Origin of the sequence: Cupriavidus sp. DB3, from assembly GCF_020418465.1 — a bacterium.
Classification (GTDB): domain Bacteria; phylum Pseudomonadota; class Gammaproteobacteria; order Burkholderiales; family Burkholderiaceae; genus Cupriavidus; species Cupriavidus cauae.
Window position 1 is genome coordinate 215,983 of sequence record NZ_JAIZPL010000004.1, and the last position, 22,227, is coordinate 238,209.

Sequence of the window (22,227 nt, forward strand, 5' to 3'; positions counted from 1 at the left end):
ACTCGCGCGTGGAAATACCCGCGGAAACCGCGGCCGGGGCGCGCCGCGGATCGGCATCGCGCCGCGCGTGCGGGCATCGCCCGCGCATCAAAAAGCCCGCCGGCTCGCGAGGAGCAAGGCGGGCAGTTTACCCTGTCGGCGCGGACCGGCCGCCGTGGCGGCCGGCGCGCGGCGCCGATCGGATCCTCGAACAGGCCTTCGAACAGGCCTTCTAACAGGCCCTTGATCACGCTCTTGATCAGGCCGTCAATGAGGCCGTCAACGAGGCCGCCGATCGGCGCTTCGATCAGACCGGATACGTACCGGTCTGCGCCATCTGCATCAGCCGCGCGACGCGCTCCTCGGTGGAAGGGTGCGTCGAGAACAGATTGGCGATGCCGCCGCCCGACAGCGGGTTCAGGATCATCATCTGCGCGGTGGCCGGATGCTGCTCGGCCGCCTGGAACGGAATGCCGCGCGCATAGCGGTCGATCTTGTCCAGCGCCATCGCGAGTGCCTGCGGATCGCCGGTGATCTCGGCACCGCCGCGGTCCGCCTCGAATTCGCGGGCGCGCGAGATCGCCATCTGGATCAGCGAGGCGGCCAGGGGCGCCAGGATCGCCATCGCGATGCTGGCGATCGGATTGGCCGGACGGCCTTCCTCGTCGCGTCCGCCGAAGAACATCGCGAAGTTGGCCAGCGCAGCGATCGCACCGGCCATCGTGGCCGCGATCGTCGAGATCAGGATGTCGCGATGCCGGACGTGCGCCAGTTCGTGCGCCATCACGCCGCGCAGTTCGCGGTTGCTCAGCACGCGCAGGATGCCGGTGGTCGCCGCGACCGCCGCGTTCTCGGGATTGCGGCCGGTGGCGAAAGCGTTGGGCGCGTCCTCGTCGATCAGGTAGACGCGCGGCATCGGCAGGCCGGCACGCTGCGCCAGTTCCTGCACCATGCCGTAGAACTGCGGGGCACTGGCCGCATCGACTTCCCGCGCGTTGTACATGCGCAGGACCATCTTGTCCGAGAACCAGTACGAGAAGAAATTCATGCCGAGCGCCATCAGCAGCGCGAACATCATGCCGCTGCGGCCGCCGATCATGCCTCCGATGACGATGAACAGCGCCGTGATGGCCGCCATCAGCATGAAGGTCTTGACCCAGTTGAACATTGCCGTGGTCTCCGTGGTGACGCCGTCGCGCGCCCGGGCGCCCTGCCTGCGCGGCCGCATTGCGACCCTGTTGCCGCAGTATCAGCCGCCGTATCGGGGCGTCCGCGCGCGATCGTGCGGTGACGGTTAGATAGGGGCCGGGCCGCTAAATTCAATGCCGGCAAGGGTTTTTGCCGGCCGCGGCGTTAGCGCTGCGTCATCGCCAGGCGCGCGCCCAGGCCGATGAAGGCGGCGCCGATCACGCGGTCGAGCCAGCACTTCAGGCGCGGCGCTTCGCTGGCCCGCCGCGTCAGCGTGCCGGCCATCCACGCCACCATCGAGTTCCAGACCGTCGACATCGCCACCATGATCGCGCCCAGCGCGAGGAAGGCCAGTGCCTGCTGGCCGGCACGCGGATCGACGAATTGCGGGAAGAACGACACGAAGAACAGGATCACCTTCGGGTTCAGCACGTTGGTCAGGAAGCCCTGCATGAACAGCGCGCGCAGGCTGCGGCGGTCGGTGGCGGGCGCCTGCGCGGGATCGGCCGCGCCGGAGGCCGGCGTGCGCCAGCTCGACAACAGCAGCCGCAGGCCCAGCCAGGCCAGATAGGCGCCGCCCGCGTACTTGATCACCGTGAAGGCCACCGGCGAGGCGGCCAGCACCGCGGTCAGCCCGAACGCGGTCGCCAGCGCGTGCACGCAGCAGCCGGCGCTGACGCCCAGCGAGGACATCACGCCAGCGGCGCGGCCCTGTGCCACGCTGCGGCCGACGATATAGGCGGTATCGGGCCCCGGTGTCACGTTCAGCAGAAACACGGCGCCGATGAAGAGCGGCAGGTCGACGATGCCCAGCATGATGGTCGGTCCTCGCGGAAATGGGTTCGACTTGACGAGCGGGGCGTGAGTCGCGCGCCCACCGCCCGGACGATCGCCGCGATTATGCCGCGTCGCCGGGCACCGCGCAGCGCGTGCCGGCCGGCAGCGGCGTGCCCTGCAGGAAGGCCTGCGCGGGCAGGCGCCGGCCGCCGGCCTTCTGCAGTTCGGTGATGCGCAGCGCGCCTTCGCCGCAGGCGATCACCACGCCCTGCGCGTCGGCGGCGAGCACCGTACCGGGTGCAGCGTCGCCATGCTCGGGCGCGCGAGCCAGCGGCTGCGCCTGCCAGCACTTGATCGCCGCGTCGCCGATCTGCACGCTGGCGCCCGGGAAGGGATTGAAGGCGCGGATCTGCCGGGCGAGTTCCACCGCGGCGCGGCGCAGATCGAGTCTGGCCTCGTCCTTGCCGATCTTCTCGGCATAGGTGACGCCCTGCTCCGGCTGCGGCTCGGCCGGCAGCGCGCCGTCGGCCGCCAGCCGCCGCAGCGCCTGCACGATCATGCGGCCGCCGAGCGCCGCCAGCGTGTCGTGCAGCGTGCCGGTGGTGGTGTCCTCGCCGATCGGCACCGCTTCGCGCGCGATCATCGCGCCGGTATCGAGGCCCTCGTCCATCTGCATCAGCGTGATGCCGGTCTGCGCGTCGCCCGCCTCGATGGCCCGGTGAATCGGCGCGGCGCCGCGCCAGCGCGGCAGCAGCGAGGCGTGGATGTTCAGGCAGCCATGGCGCGGCAGCGTCAGCACCTCGGCCGGCAGGATCAGGCCATAGGCGGCGACCACCATCACGTCGGGCGCCTGCGCGGCGAGCGCGTCGATCGCGGCGACCGCTTCCTCGGGATACTTGCCATGGCGGCGCAGCGAGCGCGGCTGCAGGATCGGACCGAGCCCCTGCGCCAGCGCATGCTGCTTGACCGGACTGGCCTGCAGCTGCATGCCGCGTCCCGCCGGCCGGTCCGGCTGCGTCAGCACCGCCACCACCGGAAAGCCGGCCTCGACGATGGCCGCGAGTGCGACGCGCGCGAATTCGGGCGTGCCGGCAAAGGCGACGCGCAAGGGGGCGGGGCTGGTCATGGAACGCTCCGGCTGGACGGTTGGACTCTGAAAGGCAACACCGGCCGCGAGGGCGGCCGGTGCGGAGACTGCAAGGGAGGCATCAGCATAGCAAACCCGCTGGCGCGGGCTGCCGCTGGATTGCGCGTGACTGGTGCGCGCTTACATCCGGGTACGCGCGCGCTTCTGCAGCTTGGACTTGATGCGGTTCAGCTTCAGCGGCGACAGGTATTCGACGAAGACCTTGCCCTTCAGGTGGTCCATCTCGTGCTGGATGCAGACCGCCAGCAGATCGTCGGCCTCGAGCTCGAAGGTCTCGCCGTTCTCGTCGAGCGCGCGCACGCGCACGCGGTCGGGGCGCTCGACGCGGTCGTAGACCTCGGGCACCGACAGGCAGCCCTCTTCCCAGACCTTGCGGTTGTCGCTGGCCCAGACGATCTCGGGATTGATGAAGACGCGCAGCTCGTCGCGGGTCTCCGAGATGTCGATCACGATGACCTGCTCATGCACGTCGACCTGCGTCGCCGCCAGGCCGATGCCGGGGGCTTCGTACATGGTTTCCGCCATGTCCTTGACCAGTTGGCGGATGCGGTCGTCCACCTGCGCGACGGGCTTGGCCACGATGTGCAGGCGGGGGTCCGGGTAGGTGAGGATGTCGAGTTTGGCCATGGTGCTGATGCGCGACGCCGATGCCGCCGTTGCTTGCCGCTGCTGTCGAATGGGCCGTTGTCGCATTGTCGCGGCAGGGGCCATGTCAGCAAAATCGGGGCGCGAATGGAAAAAATCAAGGCGCGCCGGCGGTCGCTGCGCGCTGTTGAGGTACCCGCTGTCGGGTACCCCGCTGTTCGGAACCGTCAATCCGGCCAGGACATCCAACCGGCTCAACAAAGTGCGCGATCTTACCAAAGAACCTCAGGCGGCGCCGGTGTGGCGGTTGCGGCGGCAATGGCGGCAATGGCGGCAATGGCGGCAATGGCGTCTGTGGTGTCTGTGCCTTCTGTGCCGTCTGTGCCGTCTGTGGCAGCGGTGGTGGCTGTGGCGGCGGTGGTGGCTGTGGTGGCCGGCACGCCGGCCTGCGCGGAGCCTCGCACTCGCGGGGTTGATGGTCGCCCTGCCCTGCGTCGCGGGTCCCAGCATCGTGGCGCTACCCGATGGCCGGCAGTTCGGCGCCGCCGGCGATGTTGCGTATGTGATCGGTATGCCGCTCGACGCCACGGTTGGGAGCCGCTGGCAGGTGTACGCACCGTCCGCCGCCGACCCGCGCGACCGGCGAGGCGGTGAGGTCTTGCCGTGGCTGCCGCCCGATGTTCCGGCGCAGAACCTGGGTACGGTCGAATTGGTGTCGGGTTCCGCCGGCCTGGACGGTATCGCCGTCGTGAACATCGTGTCTTCCGTCCGCGAGTTGATGCCGGGCAGCGTGCTGGTGCCGGTGCCCGCCGGTCGATCCGAAGCCGAACCGATCGCAGAAGTGGAGTAAACAGCATATAGAACGCCGCTATGCCGGAACCCTGCTCTGCCCCTGAAGCGTGCGCCGCCATGATCGACCCGGACGAGGTTGCGGCCTGGCTGCGCCTGGAGGCCGTGCCGGGCCTTGGGCGCCGGACCGCCCGGCTGCTGCTGGACAAGTTCGGGCTGCCGCAACAGGTTCTGGCGGCGGGGGAAGCGCAGCTTGCGCGCTGGCTGTCGGGCCCCGTGGCCAGGGACGTCCGGGCGCGCCCGGATGCGGCCCTGTTGGCCAGGATCGGCCGCACCGTGGCGTGGCTGCGCGAACCCGGCCACCACCTGCTGACACTGGCGGACGCCGCCTACCCCCGCCCCCTGCTCGACCTCGCCGACCCGCCGCTGCTGCTGTACGCTCGCGGCCGGCTCGAGATACTGCAAAGGCCGGCGCTGGCGGTGGTCGGCGCGCGCAGCGCCACCGTGCAAGGGGTGCGGGACGCCGAACTATTCGCCTCCACGTTTTCCAGCGCCGGAATCACGGTCGTGTCCGGCCTCGCGCTCGGCATCGACGCGGCGGCGCATGCGGGCGGGCTAGCCGGCCCGGGCGGCACCATCGCCGTGGTGGGGACCGGGCTGGACCGCTGCTATCCGGCCTGCCATCGCGCCCTGGGGCAGCGGATTGCCGCCGAAGGGCTGCTGCTCAGCGAATTCCCGCTGGGTACGCCGGCGCGCAGCCAGCATTTTCCACAGCGCAACCGGCTGATCGCGGCGCTGGCCCGCGGCGTGCTGGTGGTCGAGGCGGCGCTGCGTTCGGGTTCGCTGATCACCGCGCGGCTGGCGGCCGAGCTCGGCCGGGAGGTGTTCGCGGTGCCCGGCTCGATCCACGCGCCGCTGGCGGCGGGCTGCCACCGGCTGATCCAGCAGGGGGCCAAGCTGGTGGCGTCGCCACAGGATGTGTTCGAGGAACCGGGTTTGTTGGCAGATCCGCGGGCAAGTCCGTGGGCAGGTTCGAGGGCAGATTCGTGGGCGGGAGTCTCGCGTGCCGCCGGCAAGCCGGAGACCGCGACGTCGGCGCGGTCGTCCGCCGCCGCCGATGCGCTGGGCCCCGCGCTGGCGTACGATCCGGTCGATCCCGACACGCTGTGCATCCGTACCGGGCTGCCGCCGGAGGCCGTTGCCGCGGCGCTGCTGCAACTGGAATTGGCCGGTGCGGTCGAGCGGATGCCGGGCAATCTGTACCGGCGTCTGGCCCAGGCGTAAACGCCGCCCAGCACGTCAGGCGGCCGGAGTCGCTACAATCGCCGTTCCTCGTGCCCGATCAGGCGCTTGTCACCGTGGCCGTCACGGCGTTGATCACGTGCTCGATCAAGCGCATGCAAGGTTCATGTTTGGATGACCGATGGCCGTTTACTTTCCCGAACGCGATGCGGCCGCGATAGCGGCGGCGTTGCGGGCCCACCCCGAGGGTCGCCTGGTGGCGTGCCTGTGCGCCGAGTGGTGCGGCACCTGCCGCGACTATCTGACGGTCTGGCGCGAGCAGGCGGCGCGCCATCCGGGCGATTGCTTCGTCTGGATCGATATCGAGACGCATGCCGACGCGCTGGGCGACATCGACATCGAGAACTTCCCGACCGTGCTGGTGCAGGATGCCGCCGGCGGGGCGCCCCAGTTCTATGGCACATTGCTGCCCCACGCCGACACGCTGGCCCGGCTGCTGGGCCGCGGCGCGGCCATGCCGGCCGGCGCGGAACCGCCGCCGGATCTGCTCGGCTGGTTGAATCCTGACGGATCGGGCCGGTCACAGCAGGGAGAAAGCGGCGTTTGAAGCCCGCAGGGGCTGGGTCTGGAACGAGTCCGGCCCAAGGATGAGGCGCGAAGGCGGGGATGGAACTCGCCTTGCACCGTTGTCAATACCCCGCTTATTATTGGCGCCTCATGGCCCCCGGGGGGCCTCAAGTGTGCTGTTTACATATTAGTGCTGTGCCAAACGCGGTCCGCCAAGGGGCGGCCGGCAAGGATTCCCACCCATGTCCAAAGCTCTCATCATCGCGGAAAAGCCATCGGTCGCGGCCGATATCGCCCGTGCGCTCGGGGGCTTTACCAAGCATGACGAGTATTACGAGAGCGACGAATATGTGCTCTCGTCGGCGGTTGGCCACCTGGTGGAAATCGCCGCACCGGACGAATACGAGGTCAAGCGCGGCAAGTGGAGCTTCGCCAACCTGCCGGTGATCCCGCCGCACTTCGACCTGCGCCCGATCGCCAAGACCGAGTCGCGCCTGAAGGTGCTGAACCGGCTGATCAAGCGCAAGGACGTCACCCGCCTGATCAACGCCTGTGACGCGGGGCGCGAGGGTGAGCTGATCTTCCGGCTGATCGTGCAGCAGGCCAAGGCCAGGCAGCCGGTGCAGCGCCTGTGGCTGCAGTCGATGACGCCGCAGGCGATCCGCGACGGCTTCGCCAGCCTGCGCGAGGACGCCGAGATGCTGCCGCTGGCCGACGCCGCGCGCTGCCGCTCGGAGGCGGACTGGCTGGTCGGCATCAACGGCACCCGTGCGATGACGGCCTTCAACAGCAAGGGCGGCGGTTTCTTCCTGACGACCGTAGGCCGGGTGCAGACTCCGACGCTCTCGATCGTGGTCGAGCGCGAGGAGAAGATCAAACACTTCGTGCCGCGCGACTACTGGGAAGTGCGCGCCGAATTCATCGCCGCGGCCGGCCTGTACGAGGGCCGCTGGTTCGACCCGAAGTTCAAGAAGAACGAGTTCGATCCCGAGGCGCGCGAGTCGCGGCTGTGGAGCGAGGCCGAGGCCAAGAGCATCGTCGCCGCGTGCCGCGACAAGCGGGGCACCGTCACCGAGGAATCCAAGCCGTCGACCCAGCTGTCGCCGGCGCTGTTCGACCTGACCAGCCTGCAGCGGGAGGCCAACTCGCGCTTCGGCTTCTCGGCCAAGAACACGCTGGGCCTGGCGCAGGCGCTGTATGAAAAGCACAAGGTGCTGACCTACCCGCGTACCGATTCGCGCGCGCTGCCCGAGGACTATATGGGCACGGTCCAGCAGACGATGGACATGCTGGCCGACAGCTCGCCGAACTATCTGCCGCATGCCAGGAAGATCCTGTCCAGCGGCTGGATCAAGCCGAACAAGCGGATCTTCGACAACAGCAAGATCAGCGATCACTTCGCCATCATCCCGACGCTGCAGGCGCCGAAGAACCTGTCCGAGCCCGAGCAGAAGCTGTACGACCTGGTCGTGCGCCGCTTCCTGTCGGTGTTTTTTCCGGCCGCCGAATACCAGGTGACCACGCGGATCACAGAGGTCGCCGGCCACCACTTCAAGACCGAAGGCAAGGTTCTGGTCAATCCGGGCTGGCTGGTGGTCTACGGCCGCGAGGCGCAGGGCGACGACGCCAACCTGGTGCCGGTGGGCAAGGACGAGAAGGTCCGCACCGACAAGGTAGAGCCGGTCGGGCTGACCACCAAGCCGCCGGCGCGCTACAACGAAGCGACGCTGCTGTCGGCGATGGAGGGCGCAGGCAAGCTGGTCGACGACGACGCGCTGCGCGAGGCGATGGCCGGCAAGGGCCTGGGCACGCCGGCAACGCGCGCGGCCATCATCGAAGGGCTGCTGACCGAGAAATACCTGGTGCGCGAGGGCCGCGAGCTGATTCCCACCGCCAAGGCGTTCCAGCTGATGACGCTGCTGCGCGGTCTCGGGGTCCAGGAACTGACGCAGGCCGAGCTGACCGGCGAGTGGGAGCACAAGCTGGCGCAGATCGAGCGCGGCCGCCTCAAGCGCGACGAATTCATGCGCGAGATCGCGCAGATGACGCAGCAGATCGTCAAGCGCGCCAAGGAATACGACAGCGACACGATCCCGGGCGACTACGCGACGCTGCAGACGCCGTGTCCGCAGTGCGGGGGCCAGGTCAAGGAGAACTACCGCCGCTTCGCCTGCACGGCGTGCGACTTCTCGATCAGCAAGATCCCCGGCGGGCGGCAGTTCGAGATCGACGAGGTCGAGACGCTGCTGCGCGACAAGGAGATCGGGCCGCTGCAGGGCTTCCGCAGCAAGATGGGCCGCCCCTTTGCCGCGATCCTGAAGCTGGCGCGCGACGACGACGGCAACTACAAGATGGAGTTCGACTTCGGCCAGAACGAGGACGAGAACGACGGCGAGCCGGTCGATTTCAGCGGCCAGGAGCCGGTCGGCACCTGCCCCAAGTGCAGCGGCTCGGTGTTCGAGCACGGCATGAAGTACGTCTGCGAGAACGCGGTCGGGTCGCCCAAGTCGTGCGACTTCACCACCGGCAAGATCATCCTGCAGCAGGAGATTTCGCGCGAGCAGATCGGCAAGCTGCTGGACCAGGGCCGCACGGACCTGCTGACCGGCTTCAAGTCCTCGCGTACCGGCCGCAACTTCAAGGCCTATCTGGTCAAGCAGCCGGACGGCAAGATCGGTTTCGAGTTCGAGGTGCGCGAGCCGAAGCCCGGCGCCAAGACCGCGGCAGGCAAGGCCGCGGCCAAGTCCGCCGCGAAGACCGCCGAATCCGGCGAATCCGGCGAAGCCAGCAAGCCGGCGAGCAAGACCGCCGTCAAGGCTGCGGCCAAGACCGCCGCCAAGACCGGCACCAAGGTCGCGGCCAAGGCGGCCAGCAAGACCCCCTCCAAGAAGACCGCCCGCGCCAAGACGGCGGCCAGCGCCAGCGAATAAGACGTACGAGCGAGGGACCGGCCGAGGCAGGCACACGCCGGCCTCGGTTGCTGGCGTTCTTCCGGGTCGGTCTGGGTTCTTCTGCGTTCTTCGTCGTTCTTCTGCGTTCTTCCGGGTTCTTCGGGTTCCTTCGGGCTCTCCGGCTAGCTCGCCGCGTGATGGTCCGCGGCGACGGCCGCGGCTGCCGCCGCCCCACCCGCTCCGTCCGCGCTCTTCTTCTTCCCCTCTTCCAGCAGGAAGTCGATGAAGGCGCGCGCCTTGGTCGGCAGGAATTTGCGGCTCGGATACACCACGCTGATGTCGCGCCGCGGCAGCTGGTATTGCGGCAGGATGTGCTCCAGCAGTCCGGCTTCGATGCTGGGCCGGGCCAGATACGACGACAGCATCGCGATGCCGAGATCGGCCAGCGCCGCCTGGTGCGCCAGTTCGGCATTGCTGCAGACGAGCCCAGGCCGGATCGGCACGGTCACCTCGCCTTCGGGACCGGACAGCGTCCAGGCGTGCTCGGCATTGGTCAGCCGCATGGCGATGCAGCGGTGTTGGGTCAGTTCATGGGCATGGCGCAGCGGCGCGTGGGCGCGCAGATAGCCGGGCGAGGCACACAGGATCACTTCGGCCGACAGCAGCGGCCGCGCCACCAGATGCGAGCCCAGTCCGAGGTCGGACAGCACGATGCCGACGTCCCGGCCTTCCTCGACGATATCGATGCTGCGGTCCGACAGCAGCACATCGAATACCACGTCGGGATACATCTGCTGGAAGCGGGCCAGCATGTCGGGCAGCAGATGTAATCCGAACATCACTGGCGTGACGATCCGCAGCGTGCCGGACAGCGACTGGCTGCGCGCGGTGACCACCGATTCGGCCTCCTCGACGTCTTCCAGGATCTGCTGGCAGCGCTGCAGATAGGTTTCGCCGGCATCGGTCAGCGACAGGCTGCGGGTGGTCCGGTTCAGCAGCCGCGTGCCCAGATGGCTCTCCAGGTCCGCGACATAGCGGGTCACCACCGCGTTGGACATTTCCAGTTGCTGCGCCGCACGGGCGAAGCTGCCGAGTTCGACCACCTTGGCGAACACGCGCATCGATTGCAGCCGATCCATTGCACAGTCTCCCTTTTTTCTTCCCCATTTTTCCACAGCTTGGGGTTTTTGTTGTTCTTTATAGAACTAATCATTGTGTGCGGTAATGTTTATTCATATAAGGGAAATGCCTAATATGCAGCCATCGGATGCCGCACTGCAGCGAAACCCCGCCGGCGCGGACGTCCTCCCAAACAGAAGAAAGGACACATCATGACGATCTCCCGCTTTGCCCTGACCGCCGCCGCCACCGCCCTCGTTGCCACCCTGACCGCCGCTCCGGCGTTCGCCAAGGCCGACAAGTTCGACCCGTACACCGACGGCGCCAAGGTCGGCCAGACCGACGTATTTACCGAAGGCTCCCGCCAGGGCCAGTTCGACGTGTTCAGCGAAGGCGCCCGCCAAGGCAAGTTCGACGTGTTCAGCGAAGGTGCCCGCCAAGGCAAGTTCGACGTCTTCACCGAAGGCGCCGCGAAGTAAGCACGCCGGCTGCCGGACCGCTTCGGCGGTCTGCCTGGTGTCCCGATGCCCGTGCCCCGCGCACGGGCATCGTCGTTTACGGCCTCGGCTTCGATGCCGGCTTGCGGCGGGATGATGGGGATCGACCGGTCGCCCCTACATCGGCCATCCAAACAGCAATCGCCGCCGCCTGACGGCGCGCCCGCCCTGGCGCCTCACCCCCCACCGCCCCACCGCTCGAGCCCGAGCCCGAGCCCGAGCCCGGGCGTCCGAGCGGCCGAGCACCCGCGCACCCGCGCACCCGCGCACTCGAGCACCCGATGCACCCGATGCACCCGATGCACCCGATGCACCCGAGCCCCCGAGCACCCGAGCACCCGAGTACCCGAGCACCCGATGCACCAGATGCACCAGATGCACCCGAGCACCCGAGCACCCGAGCACCCGAGCACCCGAGCACCCGAGCACCCGAGCACCCGAGCACCCGAGCACCCGAGCACCCGAGCACCCATCGCGCAAAACAAAACGGGCCGCTTGCGCGGCCCGTCGAACTGGCTGTCACTGCATCAACCCGCCATCAATCGTCCCAGTCACGATGGCCGCGGCGGTGGTAGCGGTGCTTGTTCTTGTACTTGCTCTTCTTGTAGTGGCGATCGCGGTAGTAGCGGTCGCGGTCGTCGGCGTACGAATTGCTGCGCGAGATGTTGCCGCCCAGCGCCGCGCCTGCGCCGCCGCCCAGGGCCGCGCCGACCAGGCCGCCGGTCCGGCCGCCCATCGCGTTGCCCGCCGCCGTACCCGCACCGCCGCCCAGCGCGCCGCCCAGGATGGCACCGGTACGCTCGCGGCGATTCGAGCTGATCGCGCCGCCGGCGCCACCGCCCACCGCGCCGCCGATCACGGCACCGGTGGAGCCGCCCAGCGCGCCTCCGACGGCTGCACCGGCGACGCCGCCGAGGGCGCCACCCAGTGCGTTATTCATGTCGCTCGCGAATGCAGGCAGCGTCGTCGATGCCGCCAGGGCGAGGGCCACGGTCATATTGCGAACGAGTCGGCGAGACATAGTGTTTTTCCTCTGGTTGCCAAACTGTGATGCAAGTGTAGATTTTGGGCACGGACATTGCTGTAACTGCCTGTAAGCCTTTATTAATGCTGCAGAAACGCAACAAAGGCTGCCCGTGGGCAGCCTTTGACATGTTGACAGCTTGTCGTCTTCCCCAAGGAGGAGAACCCGGCGATCTCGTCAGGACAACGACACACCGGATTCCCCGCCCGGGAGCCTCGGCAGCTCGGCAACTGCGGCTCAGGCGCTCAGTAGCTCGCAGGGTCAGCAGCTCAGCAGCTCAGCAGCACTTGCCCTGCCCGCGGCCGTAACGCGCCTCCTGCCGCTCGCGGAAGAACTCCTCGTAGCTCATCGGCTCGCGGTCCGGATGCGTGCTTTCCATATGGGCCACATAGGTCTGGTAGTCGGGCAGCCCGACCATCAGCCGCAGCGACTGGCCCAGGTAGCGGCCCATTTGGCCCATCTTGTTCAGCGGATCCAGCATGGCGTTCCTTCTGCGTGGGGTTTGACGTTACGGCGTCGGCATCGGCTTCACGCCTGACTCAGCGCTGCGCCGAAGCGGCCGCCGGCAGCGGCTCGAACGGCGTCTCGTGCGCGGTCGGCCGTGCCTGGGCGCCGGCGCGCAGGCCGGTACGCAGGCCGTAATAGACGATCGACAGCACCACCGCCATGAACAGCGCGCACAGGCCCGCGTCCAGGTAGTCGTTGAACACGATGCGGTGCATCTGCTCCATCGTCTTGGCCGGCGCCAGCACCGTGCCCTGGGCGATCGCGTCGCTGAACTTGCTGGCGTGCGACAGGAAGCCGATCTTCGGGTCGGCATGGAACAGCTTCTGCCAGCCGGCGGTCAGCGTGCAGATCAGCAGCCAGACGGTCGGCAGCAGCGTGACCCAGGCATAGCGGCCGCGTTTCATCTTGACCAGCACGCAGGTGCCCAGCACCAGCGCCACAGCGGCCAGCATCTGGTTCGAGATGCCGAACAGCGGCCACAGCGTGTTGATGCCGCCCAGCGGATCGACCACGCCCTGGTACAGGAAGTAGCCCCAGGCGCCGACGCACAGTGCCGTCGCGATCAGGTTGGCCGGCAGCGAGTCGGTACGGCGCATCGACGGCACGAAGCTGCCCAGCAGGTCCTGCAGCATGAAGCGGCCGGCGCGGGTGCCCGCGTCGACGGCGGTCAGGATGAACAGCGCCTCGAACAGGATCGCGAAGTGGTACCAGAACGCCATCATGGCCTGGCCGCCGACCACCTGGTGCAGGATGTGGGCGATGCCGACCGCCAGCGTCGGCGCGCCGCCGGCGCGCGAGATGATGGTGTTTTCGCCGACGTCCCTGGCGGTCTGCACCAGCACGTCGGGCGTGATCACGAAGCCCCAGTTCGACACCGCCTGGGCCACCGCCTCCGGCGTGGTGCCGATTGCCGCGGCCGGGCTGTTCATCGCGAAGTAGACGCCCGGCTCGATCACCGAGGCGGCCACCAGCGCCATGATCGCGACGAAGGACTCGGCCAGCATCGCGCCGTAGCCGATGAAGCGCGCGTGGGTCTCGTTCTCCAGCAGCTTGGGCGTGGTGCCCGACGAGATCAGCGCGTGGAAGCCCGACACCGCGCCGCAGGCGATGGTGATGAACAGGAACGGGAACAGGTTGCCCGACCAGACCGGACCGCCGCCTTCGGCGAACTGCGTGAAGGCCGGCATCTTCAGTTCCGGCGCGACGATCAGGATGCCGACCGCCAGCGCGATGATGGTGCCGATCTTCAGGAAGGTCGACAGGTAGTCGCGCGGAGCCAGCAGCAGCCACACCGGCAGCACCGCGGCGACGAAGCCGTAGCCGATCAGCATCCAGGTCAGCGCCTTGCCGTCGAAGGTGAACAGCGGCGCCAGCGTGGTGCTCTCGTGCACGTACTGGCCGCCGACGATGGCGAGCATCAGCAGCACGAAGCCGATCACCGACACCTCGCCGATGCGGCCCGGGCGGATGTAGCGGGTGTAGACGCCCATGAACAGCGCGATCGGGATCGTCACCGCCACCGTGAAGGTGCCCCACGGCGAATCGGCCAGCGCCTTGACCACGATCAGCGCCAGCACGGCGAGGATGATGATCATGATCATGAAGCAGCCGAACAGCGCGATCATGCCGGGCACCGTGCCCATCTCGGCCTTGACCAGGTCGCCCAGCGAGCGGCCGTCGCGGCGGGTCGAGATGAACAGCACCATGAAGTCCTGCACCGCGCCGGCGAACACCACGCCGGCCAGGATCCACAGCATGCCGGGCATGTAGCCCATCTGCGCGGCGAGCACCGGTCCGACCAGCGGTCCGGCGCCGGCGATCGCGGCGAAGTGGTGGCCGAACAGCACCGCCTTGTTGGTCGGCACGTAGTCCAGGCCGTCGTTATGGCGCCAGGCCGGCGTCATCCGTTTCGGGTCCAGCTGCATCACCTTGTCGGCGATGAAGCGGCTGTAGTAGCGGTAAGCGATCAGATAGATGCAGATCGCGGCGACCACGATCCACAAGGCACTGACGGCTTCGCCGCGCGACAGTGCAACGGTGGCGAAGGCAAACGCGCCGAGCACGGCGACGGCCAGCCACATCAGGTGTTGCCCGATGCGATTCATAGTGAAGGTCTCCTCAGACCACATGGAACAAAGCCCGCAGAGCGACAAGGGCCGGTGGACCGCTCGGCGCGCACGGTGGCACGCGCGCCGTCGGGCGGCGAATGGCGGGGGATCGGGGGCAAGCTGTCTCCAGATTTCAGCGGCGCCCGGTCCCTCGACTTCCGGTCCGGATCTTGTCTGGCAGGCGGGGCGATACGCCGGTGCGGGGCACTGGCGCATCCCGTTGCGAATGACTTCGCGCCTGGCCTGGCGGCCGGTCGCGCGTCGGCGTGTAGTATTGACACCCGCCAATCGAGGCACAAGCGCGTAACTACGCAGCGATCCTGCGTAGTACTACGCAACGGGACGGTGAGACGCCGCTTCCCAGGCATCCGTGTTTACCCTGGTCACGATGAAACTCCGCCAGAAGATTCTGCTGCTCGCGGTGGCGCCGCTGGCGATCGCCATGCTTGGCATCGCGCTGGCGGTGCACTATCAGGCCACCGCGCTGGTCCGCCACGAGCGCGCGCTGGTCGAGGCCGCCTATCTGCAGAGCAAGGAAACCGAGCTGCGCCACTACGTGCAGCTGGCCCAGAGCGCGATCGCGCCGCTGGTCAAGTCGGGCCGCAACGACGAGGCCACGCGCCAGGCCGCGATGCAGGCGCTGGCGGGGCTGGACTACGGCCCGGACGGCTACTTCTTCCTGTACGACCTGAACGGCCGCAACCTGATGCACCCGCGCCAGCCGGACCTGATCGGCAGGAACCTGTGGGACCTGCGCGATCCCGAGGGCGCGCTGCCGATCCAGCAATTGATCGCGGCGGCACGCGCGGGCGGCGGCGCGGTGCGCTATCGCTGGGAGAAGCCGTCGACGCGGCAGATGGCGCCCAAGCTCGGCTATGTGGTCGCGGTGCCGGAATGGGGCTGGATGCTCGGCACCGGCATCTACCTGGACGATGTCGAACGCACGCTGCGCGAGCTCGACAAGCGCGCCGAGACCGATATCCGCGCCACGCTGGCGTGGATCGGCGCGATCGCCGCGATCAGCATCCTGCTGGTCGGCGCGGGCGGGCTGGCGTTGAACATCAGCGAGCATCGCGAGGCCGACGCCAAGCTGCGGCAGCTGGCGCAGCGCGTGGTGCGCTCGCAGGAGGACGAACGGGCGCGACTGTCGCGCGAGCTGCATGACGGCGTCAGCCAGCTGCTGGTGTCGGTCAAGCTGGTGCTCGAAACCGCGCTGAACCGGCTCGCGCAGGCGCCCACCGACGGCGGTGCGGTGACGCCCGTGCTGGGCATGGCGCTGAACCGGCTGGAGACGGTGTTCAACGAGGTGCGGCGCGTTGCCCGCAATCTGCGTCCGGCGCTGCTCGACGATCTGGGCCTGCAGGCCGCGTTGCAGCATCTGGCGCGGGAGATGCAGGGCGCCAGCGGACTGAAGATCGATATCGACTGCCACGGCGTGCCGCGGCCGCTGTCGGATGAAGCGGCCACCGCGCTGTACCGCATCGCGCAGGAGGCGCTGACCAATGTCGAGCGCCACGCCAATGCGCGGCGGGTCCAGCTGACGCTGTCGTATGCCGAGTCCGGCGTCGCGCTGGTGGTGCAGGACGACGGCAGCGGCTTCGATCTCGAGCGCGTGCAGCGCGACCCGCGCGGCGGCATCGGACTGCGCAATCTGCGCGAGCGCATCGCCAGCCTCGGCGGCGAATTCGATATCCAGTCCGCCCCGGGCGGCACGCGCCTGCGGGCGTATCTGCCGGCCTCGGCGTTCGTGCCCGACACGCGGGCGCTCGCCAGGACGGCGGACGCGCCGCCGGGCGCCCCGTCCCACTCTTCCCCGCTGTCCCGATGAGTTCCTTCTCCGAACCCTACCGTCCCGCGCGCGTGCTGCTGGTCGACGACCACACGCTGGTGCGCGACGGCATGCGCATGCATCTGGCGCTGCAGCCAAGTGTGACCGTGGTCGGCGAGGCCGACGACGGTGAAGCGGCGCTGGCGTGGCTGGCGCGCCGCCAGCCGGATGCGCTGCCCGACCTGCTGATCACCGATATCGGCATGCGCGGCATGGGCGGTATCGCACTGGCGGACGCGCTGCACCAGCGCTATCCCGAGATCGCGGTGCTGATGCTGTCGATGCACGACAACCTCGAATACGTCCGCCAGGCGATGCGCGCCGGCGCGCGCGGCTACGTGCTCAAGGACGCCCCGGCCGACGAACTGCTGGCCGCGATCGACGCCGTGCTGGCCGGTCGCGTGTTCTACAGCGCCCGCATCGCGCGCCGCATGATCGAGGAAGGTCCGGCTCCGCATCCGCTCGATGCACTGACCCCGCGCGAGCGCGACATCCTGAACGGCATCGGCCGGGGCCTCGCCAACAAGGAGATCGCGGCGTCCCTCGGCGTGTCGGTGCGCACGGTGGAGACGCATCGGCTGAACCTCAAGCGCAAGCTCGGCATCGAGGGGCGCGCGGGCTTGGTCAAGTATGCGGTGGAGCAGTTGGGGGGCGAAGCGAATGGCGGGTGAGGCCAAGGCGAAGCGTTGATGCGCCCAGGCTGGCCTGTCGAGCAAAAACGCCGGACGAAAAAAAGCCCTCGCGCACAAGATCGCGAGGGCTTCGTTTTTTGCCGTCGCGCTTGCCGATGGCAAGCGCGACGTGCGGCACTACCGCATCAGGCCGCCAGCCGCTTGGCCAGCGCGTCCTTGGTTTCGGACAGCGCCTGCGGCAGATGGTGCTTGAGCTGGGTGAACAGTTCTTCGTGCAGCGCCAGTTCCTGTTCCCAGGCGGCGCGGTCGATCGAGGTCACCTTCTGGAACTGCTCGGGCGAGAAGTCCAGGCCTTCCCACCGCAGGTCCTCGTAGCGCGGCGAGGTGCCGAACACGTGCTCGGTGCCCTGGCCCCGGCCTTCGACGCGGTCGATCATCCACGACAGCACGCGCATGTTCTCGCCGAAGCCCGGCCACACGAAGTTGCCGGCCTCGTCCTTGCGGAACCAGTTGACGCAGTAGATCTTCGGCAGCTTGGCGCCGGCGGCCTCGAGCTTGTTGCCCAGCGCCAGCCAGTGGCCGAAGTAGTCGCTCATGTTGTAGCCGCAGAACGGCAGCATCGCGAACGGATCGCGGCGCACCACGCCCTGCTGGCCGGCGGCCGCGGCGGTGGTTTCCGAACCCATGGTGGCGGCCATGTAGACGCCTTCGGTCCAGTTGCGGGCCTCGGTCACCAGCGGCACCGTGGTCGAGCGGCGGCCGCCGAAGATGAAGGCGTCGATCGGCACGCCGGCCGGGTTGTCCCAGTTCGCGTCGATCGACGGGCACTGCGATGCCGGCGCGGTGAAGCGCGCGTTCGGGTGGGCGGCCTTGGCGCCCGTCTGCCTGGCGATCTCCGGCGTCCAGTCCTTGCCCTGCCAGTCGATCAGGTGGGCCGGCGCTTCCTTGGTCATGCCTTCCCACCAGACGTCGCCGTCATCGGTCAGCGCGACGTTGGTGAAGATGACGTTTTCCTTCAGCGTCGCCATCGCATTGAAGTTGGTCTTCTCGCTGGTGCCCGGGGCCACGCCGAAGTAGCCGGCTTCCGGGTTGATCGCGTACAGGCGGCCGTCCTTGCCCGGCTTGATCCAGGCGATGTCGTCGCCGATGGTGGTGACCTTCCAGCCCTCGAAACCCTTGGGCGGAATCAGCATCGCGAAGTTGGTCTTGCCGCAGGCCGACGGGAAGGCCGCCGCGACGTGGTACTTCTTGCCCTCGGGCGAGGTCACGCCGAGGATCAGCATGTGTTCAGCCAGCCAGCCCTCGTCGCGGCCCATGGTCGAGGCGATCCGCAGCGCGAAGCACTTCTTGCCCAGCAGCGCGTTGCCGCCGTAGCCCGAGCCGAACGACCAGATCTCGCGCGTCTCGGGGAAATGGACGATGTACTTGGTCGGGTTGCACGGCCACGGCACGTCCTTCTCGCCGGCGGCCAGCGGCTTGCCGACGGTATGCACGCAAGGCACGAACTCGCCATCGGCGCCCAGCACGTCGTACACGGCGCGGCCCATGCGGGTCATGATCCGCATGTTGACGGCGACGTACGGGCTGTCGGACAGCTCCACGCCGATGTGGGCGATCGGCGAACCGAGCGGCCCCATCGAGAACGGCACCACGTACAGCGTGCGGCCGCGCATGCAGCCATCGAACAGCCCGCTCAGGGTCTGGCGCATTTCGGCCGGCGGCATCCAGTTGTTGGTGGGGCCGGCGTCCTCCTGCTTCTGCGAGCAGATGAAGGTACGGTCCTCGACGCGCGCGACATCGGAGGGGTCCGACAGGGCCAGGAAGGAGTTCTTGCGCTTGGCGGGGTTGAGCCGCTTCATCGTGCCGGCGGCGACCATCTGCTCGCACAGGCGGTCGTATTCCTCCTGGGAGCCGTCGCACCAGTAGATGCTGTCGGGCTTGGTCAGCGCGGCGATCTCGGCGACCCAGGCGACCAGCTTCTGGTGCTTGACCCAGGCCGGAACGTTCAGCGCCGGTGTGCCTTGCATGGTGGGGTGGTTCATGGTGGTACTCCAAAGCAAAAAGAAATCTTTGGCAAAGCCTGGCCCGGGGCCGCGCTCTGAATATCGTCAAACAGCCGGGTGAAACGCGGAGCCGACGAGAACGCGTGCCATGACCGCATGCTTGAGGGACCACTTCTTGTGGAAGCGGTTCCGCATGTGGGGCGGGCGTTGTGCCCGCATGGCGACCGCATGGTGGCCGGTCCTCGACCACGCTCGCTCGGGACCGTCACATCCCGTTACAAGTCCGGCGCGATCCTGTGGTGAATCGATCGCGGGGGTCCTTGCGGCTGCGCTACAGTGGCGGTTTTCCCGCGGACGTGTCGCAGCGGGTGCCAGTCAAGCTTTGTCCGGCGACAAACCGGCTGCGGGAGCGAAGCTCGACCGACAATCCGGGACGTCACCGAAGGCGGCAAGGATACCACCGCTGTCGTCCTCCGTTTTTTGCTCTGCAGCAAGCGGCGGGCGCGGAAATCGGTCGGAACGCCCTGTCGCCATGGCTTGTCGCAGCACTTTGGTGGCCCACCTTACTGGCCGCGGGCATGCCGGTCTGTGGGTACGCGTACCAACCGGATTGCTGGGTCAACTGCACCGCAATCGGGCATCCGGCCGCTCACCGCAGCGGACCGAGCCGCCCCGCCGGAACCGCCTTACCGAACCGCTTCACCGAATCGCCTCACCGAACCGCCTCACCGAACCGCCTCACCGAACCGCCTCACCGAATCCGACGATGAAAATTGCCGTTCTCGACGACTACCAGGATGCCGTGCGCAAGCTGGCCTGCTTCCAGCTGCTGCAGGGGCATGACGTCAAGGTGTTCAACAACACCGTCAAGGGCGTGGGCCAGCTGGCGGCGCGCCTGTCCGATGTCGAAGCCGTGGTGCTGATCCGCGAGCGCACCCGCATCACGCGCCAGCTGCTGGAGAAGCTGCCGAAGCTCAAGATCATCAGCCAGACCGGCCGGGTCGGCGGCGCCGGCAGCCATATCGACGTCGACGCCTGCACCGACCGCGGCGTGGTGGTGCTCGAAGGCGTCGGTTCGCCGGTCGCCCCGGCCGAGCTGACCTGGGCGCTGATCATGGCGGCGCAGCGGCGGATCCCGCAGTACGTCGCCAGCCTGAAGCACGGCGCCTGGCAGCAGTCGGGTCTGAAATCGACCACGATGCCGCCCAATTTCGGGCTTGGCCAGGTGCTCAAGGGGCAGACGCTGGGCATCTGGGGCTACGGCAAGATCGGCCGCCTGGTGGCCGGCTATGGCCGCGCCTTCGGCATGAACGTGCTGGTGTGGGGCCGCGAGGGCTCGCAGACGGCCGCGCGCGAGGACGGCTTCGCGGTGGCCGAGTCCAGGGAGCAGCTGTTCGCCGACAGCGACGTGCTGTCGCTGCTGCTGCGGCTGAACGACGAGACGCGCCATATCGTCAAGCTGGCCGACCTGACCTCGATGAAGCCGACTGCACTGTTCGTCAACACCAGCCGCGCCGAGCTGGTCGAGGAAAACGCGCTGGTGGCGGCGCTGAACCGGGGCCGGCCCGGCATGGCGGCGGTCGACGTGTTCGAGTCGGAGCCCATCCTGCAGGGCCACGCACTGCTGCGCATGGAGAACTGCATCTGCACGCCGCATCTGGGCTACGTCGAGCGCGACAGCTACGAGCTGTACTTCCGCACCGCGTTCCAGAACATCCTCGACGTGCTGTCCGGCGAGCACGGCAGCGTGGTCAATCCCAAGGCGCTGAGCCCCGCCTTGACGCGCTAGGGGCAGCCCGCCGGGGCGGACCGGCCCGCCCGTCCCCCGCGCGCGCGGCCGCGGCGGCGCCCGACCCGATTGGCGCAAAACCGCTACACTGCCGGGATTTCGCGGGCAGCCCCCGCGACCGCCCGCGCCCCGCGGGCCGACTCCCCGCACGCGCCCCATCATGGACCCCAGGCTTCTGACGCTTTGCGTCGGCAATTTCGTCATCGGCACCGGTGCGATGATCGTCACCGGCATGCTGAACGACATCGCCGGCGATTTCCATTTGAGCGCCGCCACCGCCGGCCAGCTGATCTCCGCCTTCGCGCTGGCCTGCTGCGTCGGCGCGCCGCTGTTTGCCACGATCGGTTCGCGCATCGACCGCCGGCTGCTGCTGGCCGGCGCCCTCGCGCTCTATGGCGTGCTGCATCTGGCCTCGGCGCTGGCGCCGAACTTCGGCACGCTGGTGGTGCTGCGCTTCGTCACGGCAATCGGCGCCGCGATCTATACCCCGCAGGCCGCCGCCACGCTGCCGCTGCTGGTCGACGCCAGGCTGCGCGGCCGGGCGATCAGCTTCGTCTTCCTCGGCTGGAGCGTGGCCAGCGTGGTCGGCGTGCCGATGGGCACCTGGATCAGCACCACGCTGGGCTGGCGCGTCAGCATGGGCGTGGTCGGCGTGATGGCGCTGGGCGTCGCGCTCGCGCTGTGGCGGGTGCTGCCGCGCGGGCTGATGGTGGCGCCGGTGGGCCGCGCGGCCTGGGGCGCGGTGCTGCGCCATACGCCGCTGCTGATGGTGGTCGGCGTCACCATGGTGTCGTCGGCCGGCATGTTCACGATGTTCACCTATATCGCGCCGATGCTGCGGGACGTCCATGGCGTCAGCGGCGGCGCGCTGAGCCTGATGTTCCTGGCCTACGGGGCCTGCGGCGTGCTCGGCAACGTCGTCGCCGCGGCGCGCATGGACCGCGCCACGCCGGCCCGCGTGGTGCACGTCGCGCTGGGCACTTCGCTGGCGGCGATGCTGCTGTGGCCGCTGACCGGCGTCGGCGCGGTCGCGCTGGTGCTGATCTTCATGCTGTGGGGCGTGGGCGGCTTCGCCACCAACAGCGCGCAGCAGGCGCGGCTGGTGGCGCTCGCGCCGGAGCGGGCGGCGGTGTCGATCTCGCTCAATTCCTCCTCGATCTATCTGGGCCAGGCGATCGGCGCGATGGTCGGCGCGGCGATCTACGCCACTGCGGGCGCGCACGCGCTGCACTGGGGCGCGGCCGCCCTGATGCTCGGCGCCTTGCTGCTGTCCGGGCGAGCCCGTGTTCTCGGCTGCCGCTGGCTGCGCCGGCAGGCGCCGCAGCAGGCCTGAAGGCGCTGGCCTGAGCGTCGGCCAGAGCGCGCCGGCCTGGCGCGCGGTCCTTGCGTACCCGGTCGCGTACTCGGTCGCGTACCCGTTTCACGTACCTCTTCGGTGCCGCGGCGCACGGCCCGCGGCCACCCGTGCCCCTGGCGGCCGGCCCGGCAGGCCTGTTTTCTGCTAATGTTTGTTCCCTGATACAAAGACGGCTCCTCCCCTGTAATCGTTTGTAAT

General features: G+C 68.5%; 18 protein-coding genes. 9 read left to right on the forward strand and 9 right to left on the reverse strand.

Going from position 1 to position 22,227, the window contains the following annotated elements; translation table 11 throughout:
• Positions 1-286 precede the first annotated feature (286 nt).
• The 4 genes from htpX to def all read right to left on the reverse strand — a co-directional run bounded on the left by htpX (position 287) and on the right by def (position 3,718).
• Positions 287-1,147: a zinc metalloprotease HtpX gene (gene htpX / locus K7G19_RS14460; RefSeq protein ID WP_226107840.1), complete on the reverse strand. Its 861-nt coding sequence runs from the start codon at positions 1,145-1,147 to the stop codon at positions 287-289.
• Between the two features lie 185 nt (positions 1,148-1,332).
• Positions 1,333-1,983: a LysE family translocator gene (locus K7G19_RS14465; protein WP_226107842.1), complete on the reverse strand. Its 651-nt coding sequence runs from the start codon at positions 1,981-1,983 to the stop codon at positions 1,333-1,335.
• A gap of 82 nt (positions 1,984-2,065) precedes the next feature.
• Positions 2,066-3,070 (reverse strand): methionyl-tRNA formyltransferase, encoded by a 1,005-nt coding sequence (gene fmt / locus K7G19_RS14470; RefSeq protein WP_226107844.1) that lies wholly within the window; start codon positions 3,068-3,070, stop codon positions 2,066-2,068.
• 141 nt (positions 3,071-3,211) lie between these two features.
• Positions 3,212-3,718: a peptide deformylase gene (gene def, locus K7G19_RS14475; protein WP_149317433.1), complete on the reverse strand. Its 507-nt coding sequence runs from the start codon at positions 3,716-3,718 to the stop codon at positions 3,212-3,214.
• On the opposite strand from def, the gene K7G19_RS14480 reads away from it, so the two are divergent.
• The 4 genes from K7G19_RS14480 to K7G19_RS14495 all read left to right on the forward strand — a co-directional run bounded on the left by K7G19_RS14480 (position 3,717) and on the right by K7G19_RS14495 (position 9,204).
• Complete coding sequence (locus K7G19_RS14480; RefSeq protein ID WP_226107846.1) at positions 3,717-4,526, forward strand: hypothetical protein; 810 nt, start codon at positions 3,717-3,719, stop codon at positions 4,524-4,526. The genes def and K7G19_RS14480 overlap by 2 nt on opposite strands.
• 59 nt (positions 4,527-4,585) lie before the next feature.
• On the forward strand, positions 4,586-5,749 hold the full coding sequence (dprA, locus tag K7G19_RS14485; RefSeq protein ID WP_370639545.1) for a DNA-processing protein DprA: 1,164 nt from the start codon (positions 4,586-4,588) through the stop codon (positions 5,747-5,749).
• 139 nt (positions 5,750-5,888) lie between these two features.
• Positions 5,889-6,314, forward strand: coding sequence for a thioredoxin family protein (locus K7G19_RS14490; protein WP_149317430.1), 426 nt, complete (start codon positions 5,889-5,891; stop codon positions 6,312-6,314).
• A gap of 202 nt (positions 6,315-6,516) precedes the next feature.
• Positions 6,517-9,204, forward strand: a complete 2,688-nt coding sequence (locus K7G19_RS14495; protein ID WP_226107850.1) for a DNA topoisomerase III — start codon at positions 6,517-6,519, stop codon at positions 9,202-9,204.
• Positions 9,205-9,347: 143 nt separating this feature from the next.
• On the opposite strand, the gene K7G19_RS14500 is transcribed toward K7G19_RS14495, so the two are convergent.
• The gene (locus tag K7G19_RS14500; RefSeq protein ID WP_149317428.1) at positions 9,348-10,304 is read right to left on the reverse strand and encodes a LysR family transcriptional regulator; all 957 of its coding nucleotides are present in this window, start codon (positions 10,302-10,304) and stop codon (positions 9,348-9,350) included.
• Between the two features lie 192 nt (positions 10,305-10,496).
• Here K7G19_RS14500 and K7G19_RS14505 point away from each other — a divergent pair, with 192 nt between their 5' ends.
• Positions 10,497-10,763, forward strand: a complete 267-nt coding sequence (locus K7G19_RS14505; RefSeq protein ID WP_226107852.1) for a hypothetical protein — start codon at positions 10,497-10,499, stop codon at positions 10,761-10,763.
• A gap of 556 nt (positions 10,764-11,319) precedes the next feature.
• Here K7G19_RS14505 and K7G19_RS14510 read toward each other — a convergent pair.
• From K7G19_RS14510 to K7G19_RS14520, 3 genes are all read right to left on the reverse strand, one after another.
• A complete protein-coding gene (locus K7G19_RS14510; RefSeq protein WP_149317426.1) occupies positions 11,320-11,802 on the reverse strand; it encodes a hypothetical protein in 483 nt (160 codons plus the stop codon).
• Between the two features lie 280 nt (positions 11,803-12,082).
• Entirely contained in the window at positions 12,083-12,286 is a 204-nt protein-coding gene (locus K7G19_RS14515) for a YbdD/YjiX family protein (RefSeq protein ID WP_226107854.1), read from the reverse strand.
• A 58-nt stretch (positions 12,287-12,344) separates the two neighbouring features.
• Positions 12,345-14,417 carry a carbon starvation CstA family protein gene (locus K7G19_RS14520; RefSeq protein ID WP_149317424.1) on the reverse strand — a complete coding sequence of 691 codons (2,073 nt, stop codon included), beginning with the start codon at positions 14,415-14,417 and terminating at the stop codon, positions 12,345-12,347.
• A gap of 391 nt (positions 14,418-14,808) precedes the next feature.
• Between K7G19_RS14520 and K7G19_RS14525 the strand changes: the two genes are divergently transcribed.
• Positions 14,809-16,248 (forward strand): cache domain-containing protein, encoded by a 1,440-nt coding sequence (locus tag K7G19_RS14525; protein ID WP_149317423.1) that lies wholly within the window; start codon positions 14,809-14,811, stop codon positions 16,246-16,248.
• The gene (locus tag K7G19_RS14530) at positions 16,245-16,919 is read left to right on the forward strand and encodes a response regulator transcription factor (protein ID WP_150083192.1); all 675 of its coding nucleotides are present in this window, start codon (positions 16,245-16,247) and stop codon (positions 16,917-16,919) included. The genes K7G19_RS14525 and K7G19_RS14530 overlap by 4 nt, the downstream gene beginning before the upstream one ends.
• Positions 16,920-17,065: 146 nt before the next feature.
• Here the strand turns inward: K7G19_RS14530 and K7G19_RS14535 are convergent, their stop codons facing one another.
• Positions 17,066-18,922, reverse strand: coding sequence for a phosphoenolpyruvate carboxykinase (GTP) (locus K7G19_RS14535; protein WP_149317421.1), 1,857 nt, complete (start codon positions 18,920-18,922; stop codon positions 17,066-17,068).
• Between the two features lie 727 nt (positions 18,923-19,649).
• Between K7G19_RS14535 and K7G19_RS14540 the strand changes: the two genes are divergently transcribed.
• Positions 19,650-20,672, forward strand: a complete 1,023-nt coding sequence (locus K7G19_RS14540; protein ID WP_150083193.1) for a D-2-hydroxyacid dehydrogenase family protein — start codon at positions 19,650-19,652, stop codon at positions 20,670-20,672.
• A 160-nt stretch (positions 20,673-20,832) separates the two neighbouring features.
• Complete coding sequence (locus K7G19_RS14545) at positions 20,833-22,005, forward strand: MFS transporter (RefSeq protein ID WP_226107856.1); 1,173 nt, start codon at positions 20,833-20,835, stop codon at positions 22,003-22,005.
• Positions 22,006-22,227: the final 222 nt, after the last annotated feature.

What these genes read in the sequence shown, in the direction of transcription:
- htpX (WP_226107840.1), bottom strand. Translation starts at nt 1,147, where the DNA reads ATGTTCAACTGGGTCAAGACCTTCATGCTGATGGCGGCCATCACGGCG.
- K7G19_RS14465 (WP_226107842.1), bottom strand. Translation starts at nt 1,983, where the DNA reads ATGCTGGGCATCGTCGACCTGCCGCTCTTCATCGGCGCCGTGTTTCTG.
- fmt (WP_226107844.1), bottom strand. Translation starts at nt 3,070, where the DNA reads ATGACCAGCCCCGCCCCCTTGCGCGTCGCCTTTGCCGGCACGCCCGAA.
- K7G19_RS14480 (WP_226107846.1), top strand. Translation starts at nt 3,717, where the DNA reads ATGGTGCTGATGCGCGACGCCGATGCCGCCGTTGCTTGCCGCTGCTGT.
- def (WP_149317433.1), bottom strand. Translation starts at nt 3,718, where the DNA reads ATGGCCAAACTCGACATCCTCACCTACCCGGACCCCCGCCTGCACATC.
- dprA (WP_370639545.1), top strand. Translation starts at nt 4,586, where the DNA reads ATGATCGACCCGGACGAGGTTGCGGCCTGGCTGCGCCTGGAGGCCGTG.
- K7G19_RS14490 (WP_149317430.1), top strand. Translation starts at nt 5,889, where the DNA reads ATGGCCGTTTACTTTCCCGAACGCGATGCGGCCGCGATAGCGGCGGCG.
- K7G19_RS14495 (WP_226107850.1), top strand. Translation starts at nt 6,517, where the DNA reads ATGTCCAAAGCTCTCATCATCGCGGAAAAGCCATCGGTCGCGGCCGAT.
- K7G19_RS14500 (WP_149317428.1), bottom strand. Translation starts at nt 10,304, where the DNA reads ATGGATCGGCTGCAATCGATGCGCGTGTTCGCCAAGGTGGTCGAACTC.
- K7G19_RS14505 (WP_226107852.1), top strand. Translation starts at nt 10,497, where the DNA reads ATGACGATCTCCCGCTTTGCCCTGACCGCCGCCGCCACCGCCCTCGTT.
- K7G19_RS14510 (WP_149317426.1), bottom strand. Translation starts at nt 11,802, where the DNA reads ATGTCTCGCCGACTCGTTCGCAATATGACCGTGGCCCTCGCCCTGGCG.
- K7G19_RS14515 (WP_226107854.1), bottom strand. Translation starts at nt 12,286, where the DNA reads ATGCTGGATCCGCTGAACAAGATGGGCCAAATGGGCCGCTACCTGGGC.
- K7G19_RS14520 (WP_149317424.1), bottom strand. Translation starts at nt 14,417, where the DNA reads ATGAATCGCATCGGGCAACACCTGATGTGGCTGGCCGTCGCCGTGCTC.
- K7G19_RS14525 (WP_149317423.1), top strand. Translation starts at nt 14,809, where the DNA reads ATGAAACTCCGCCAGAAGATTCTGCTGCTCGCGGTGGCGCCGCTGGCG.
- K7G19_RS14530 (WP_150083192.1), top strand. Translation starts at nt 16,245, where the DNA reads ATGAGTTCCTTCTCCGAACCCTACCGTCCCGCGCGCGTGCTGCTGGTC.
- K7G19_RS14535 (WP_149317421.1), bottom strand. Translation starts at nt 18,922, where the DNA reads ATGAACCACCCCACCATGCAAGGCACACCGGCGCTGAACGTTCCGGCC.
- K7G19_RS14540 (WP_150083193.1), top strand. Translation starts at nt 19,650, where the DNA reads ATGAAAATTGCCGTTCTCGACGACTACCAGGATGCCGTGCGCAAGCTG.
- K7G19_RS14545 (WP_226107856.1), top strand. Translation starts at nt 20,833, where the DNA reads ATGGACCCCAGGCTTCTGACGCTTTGCGTCGGCAATTTCGTCATCGGC.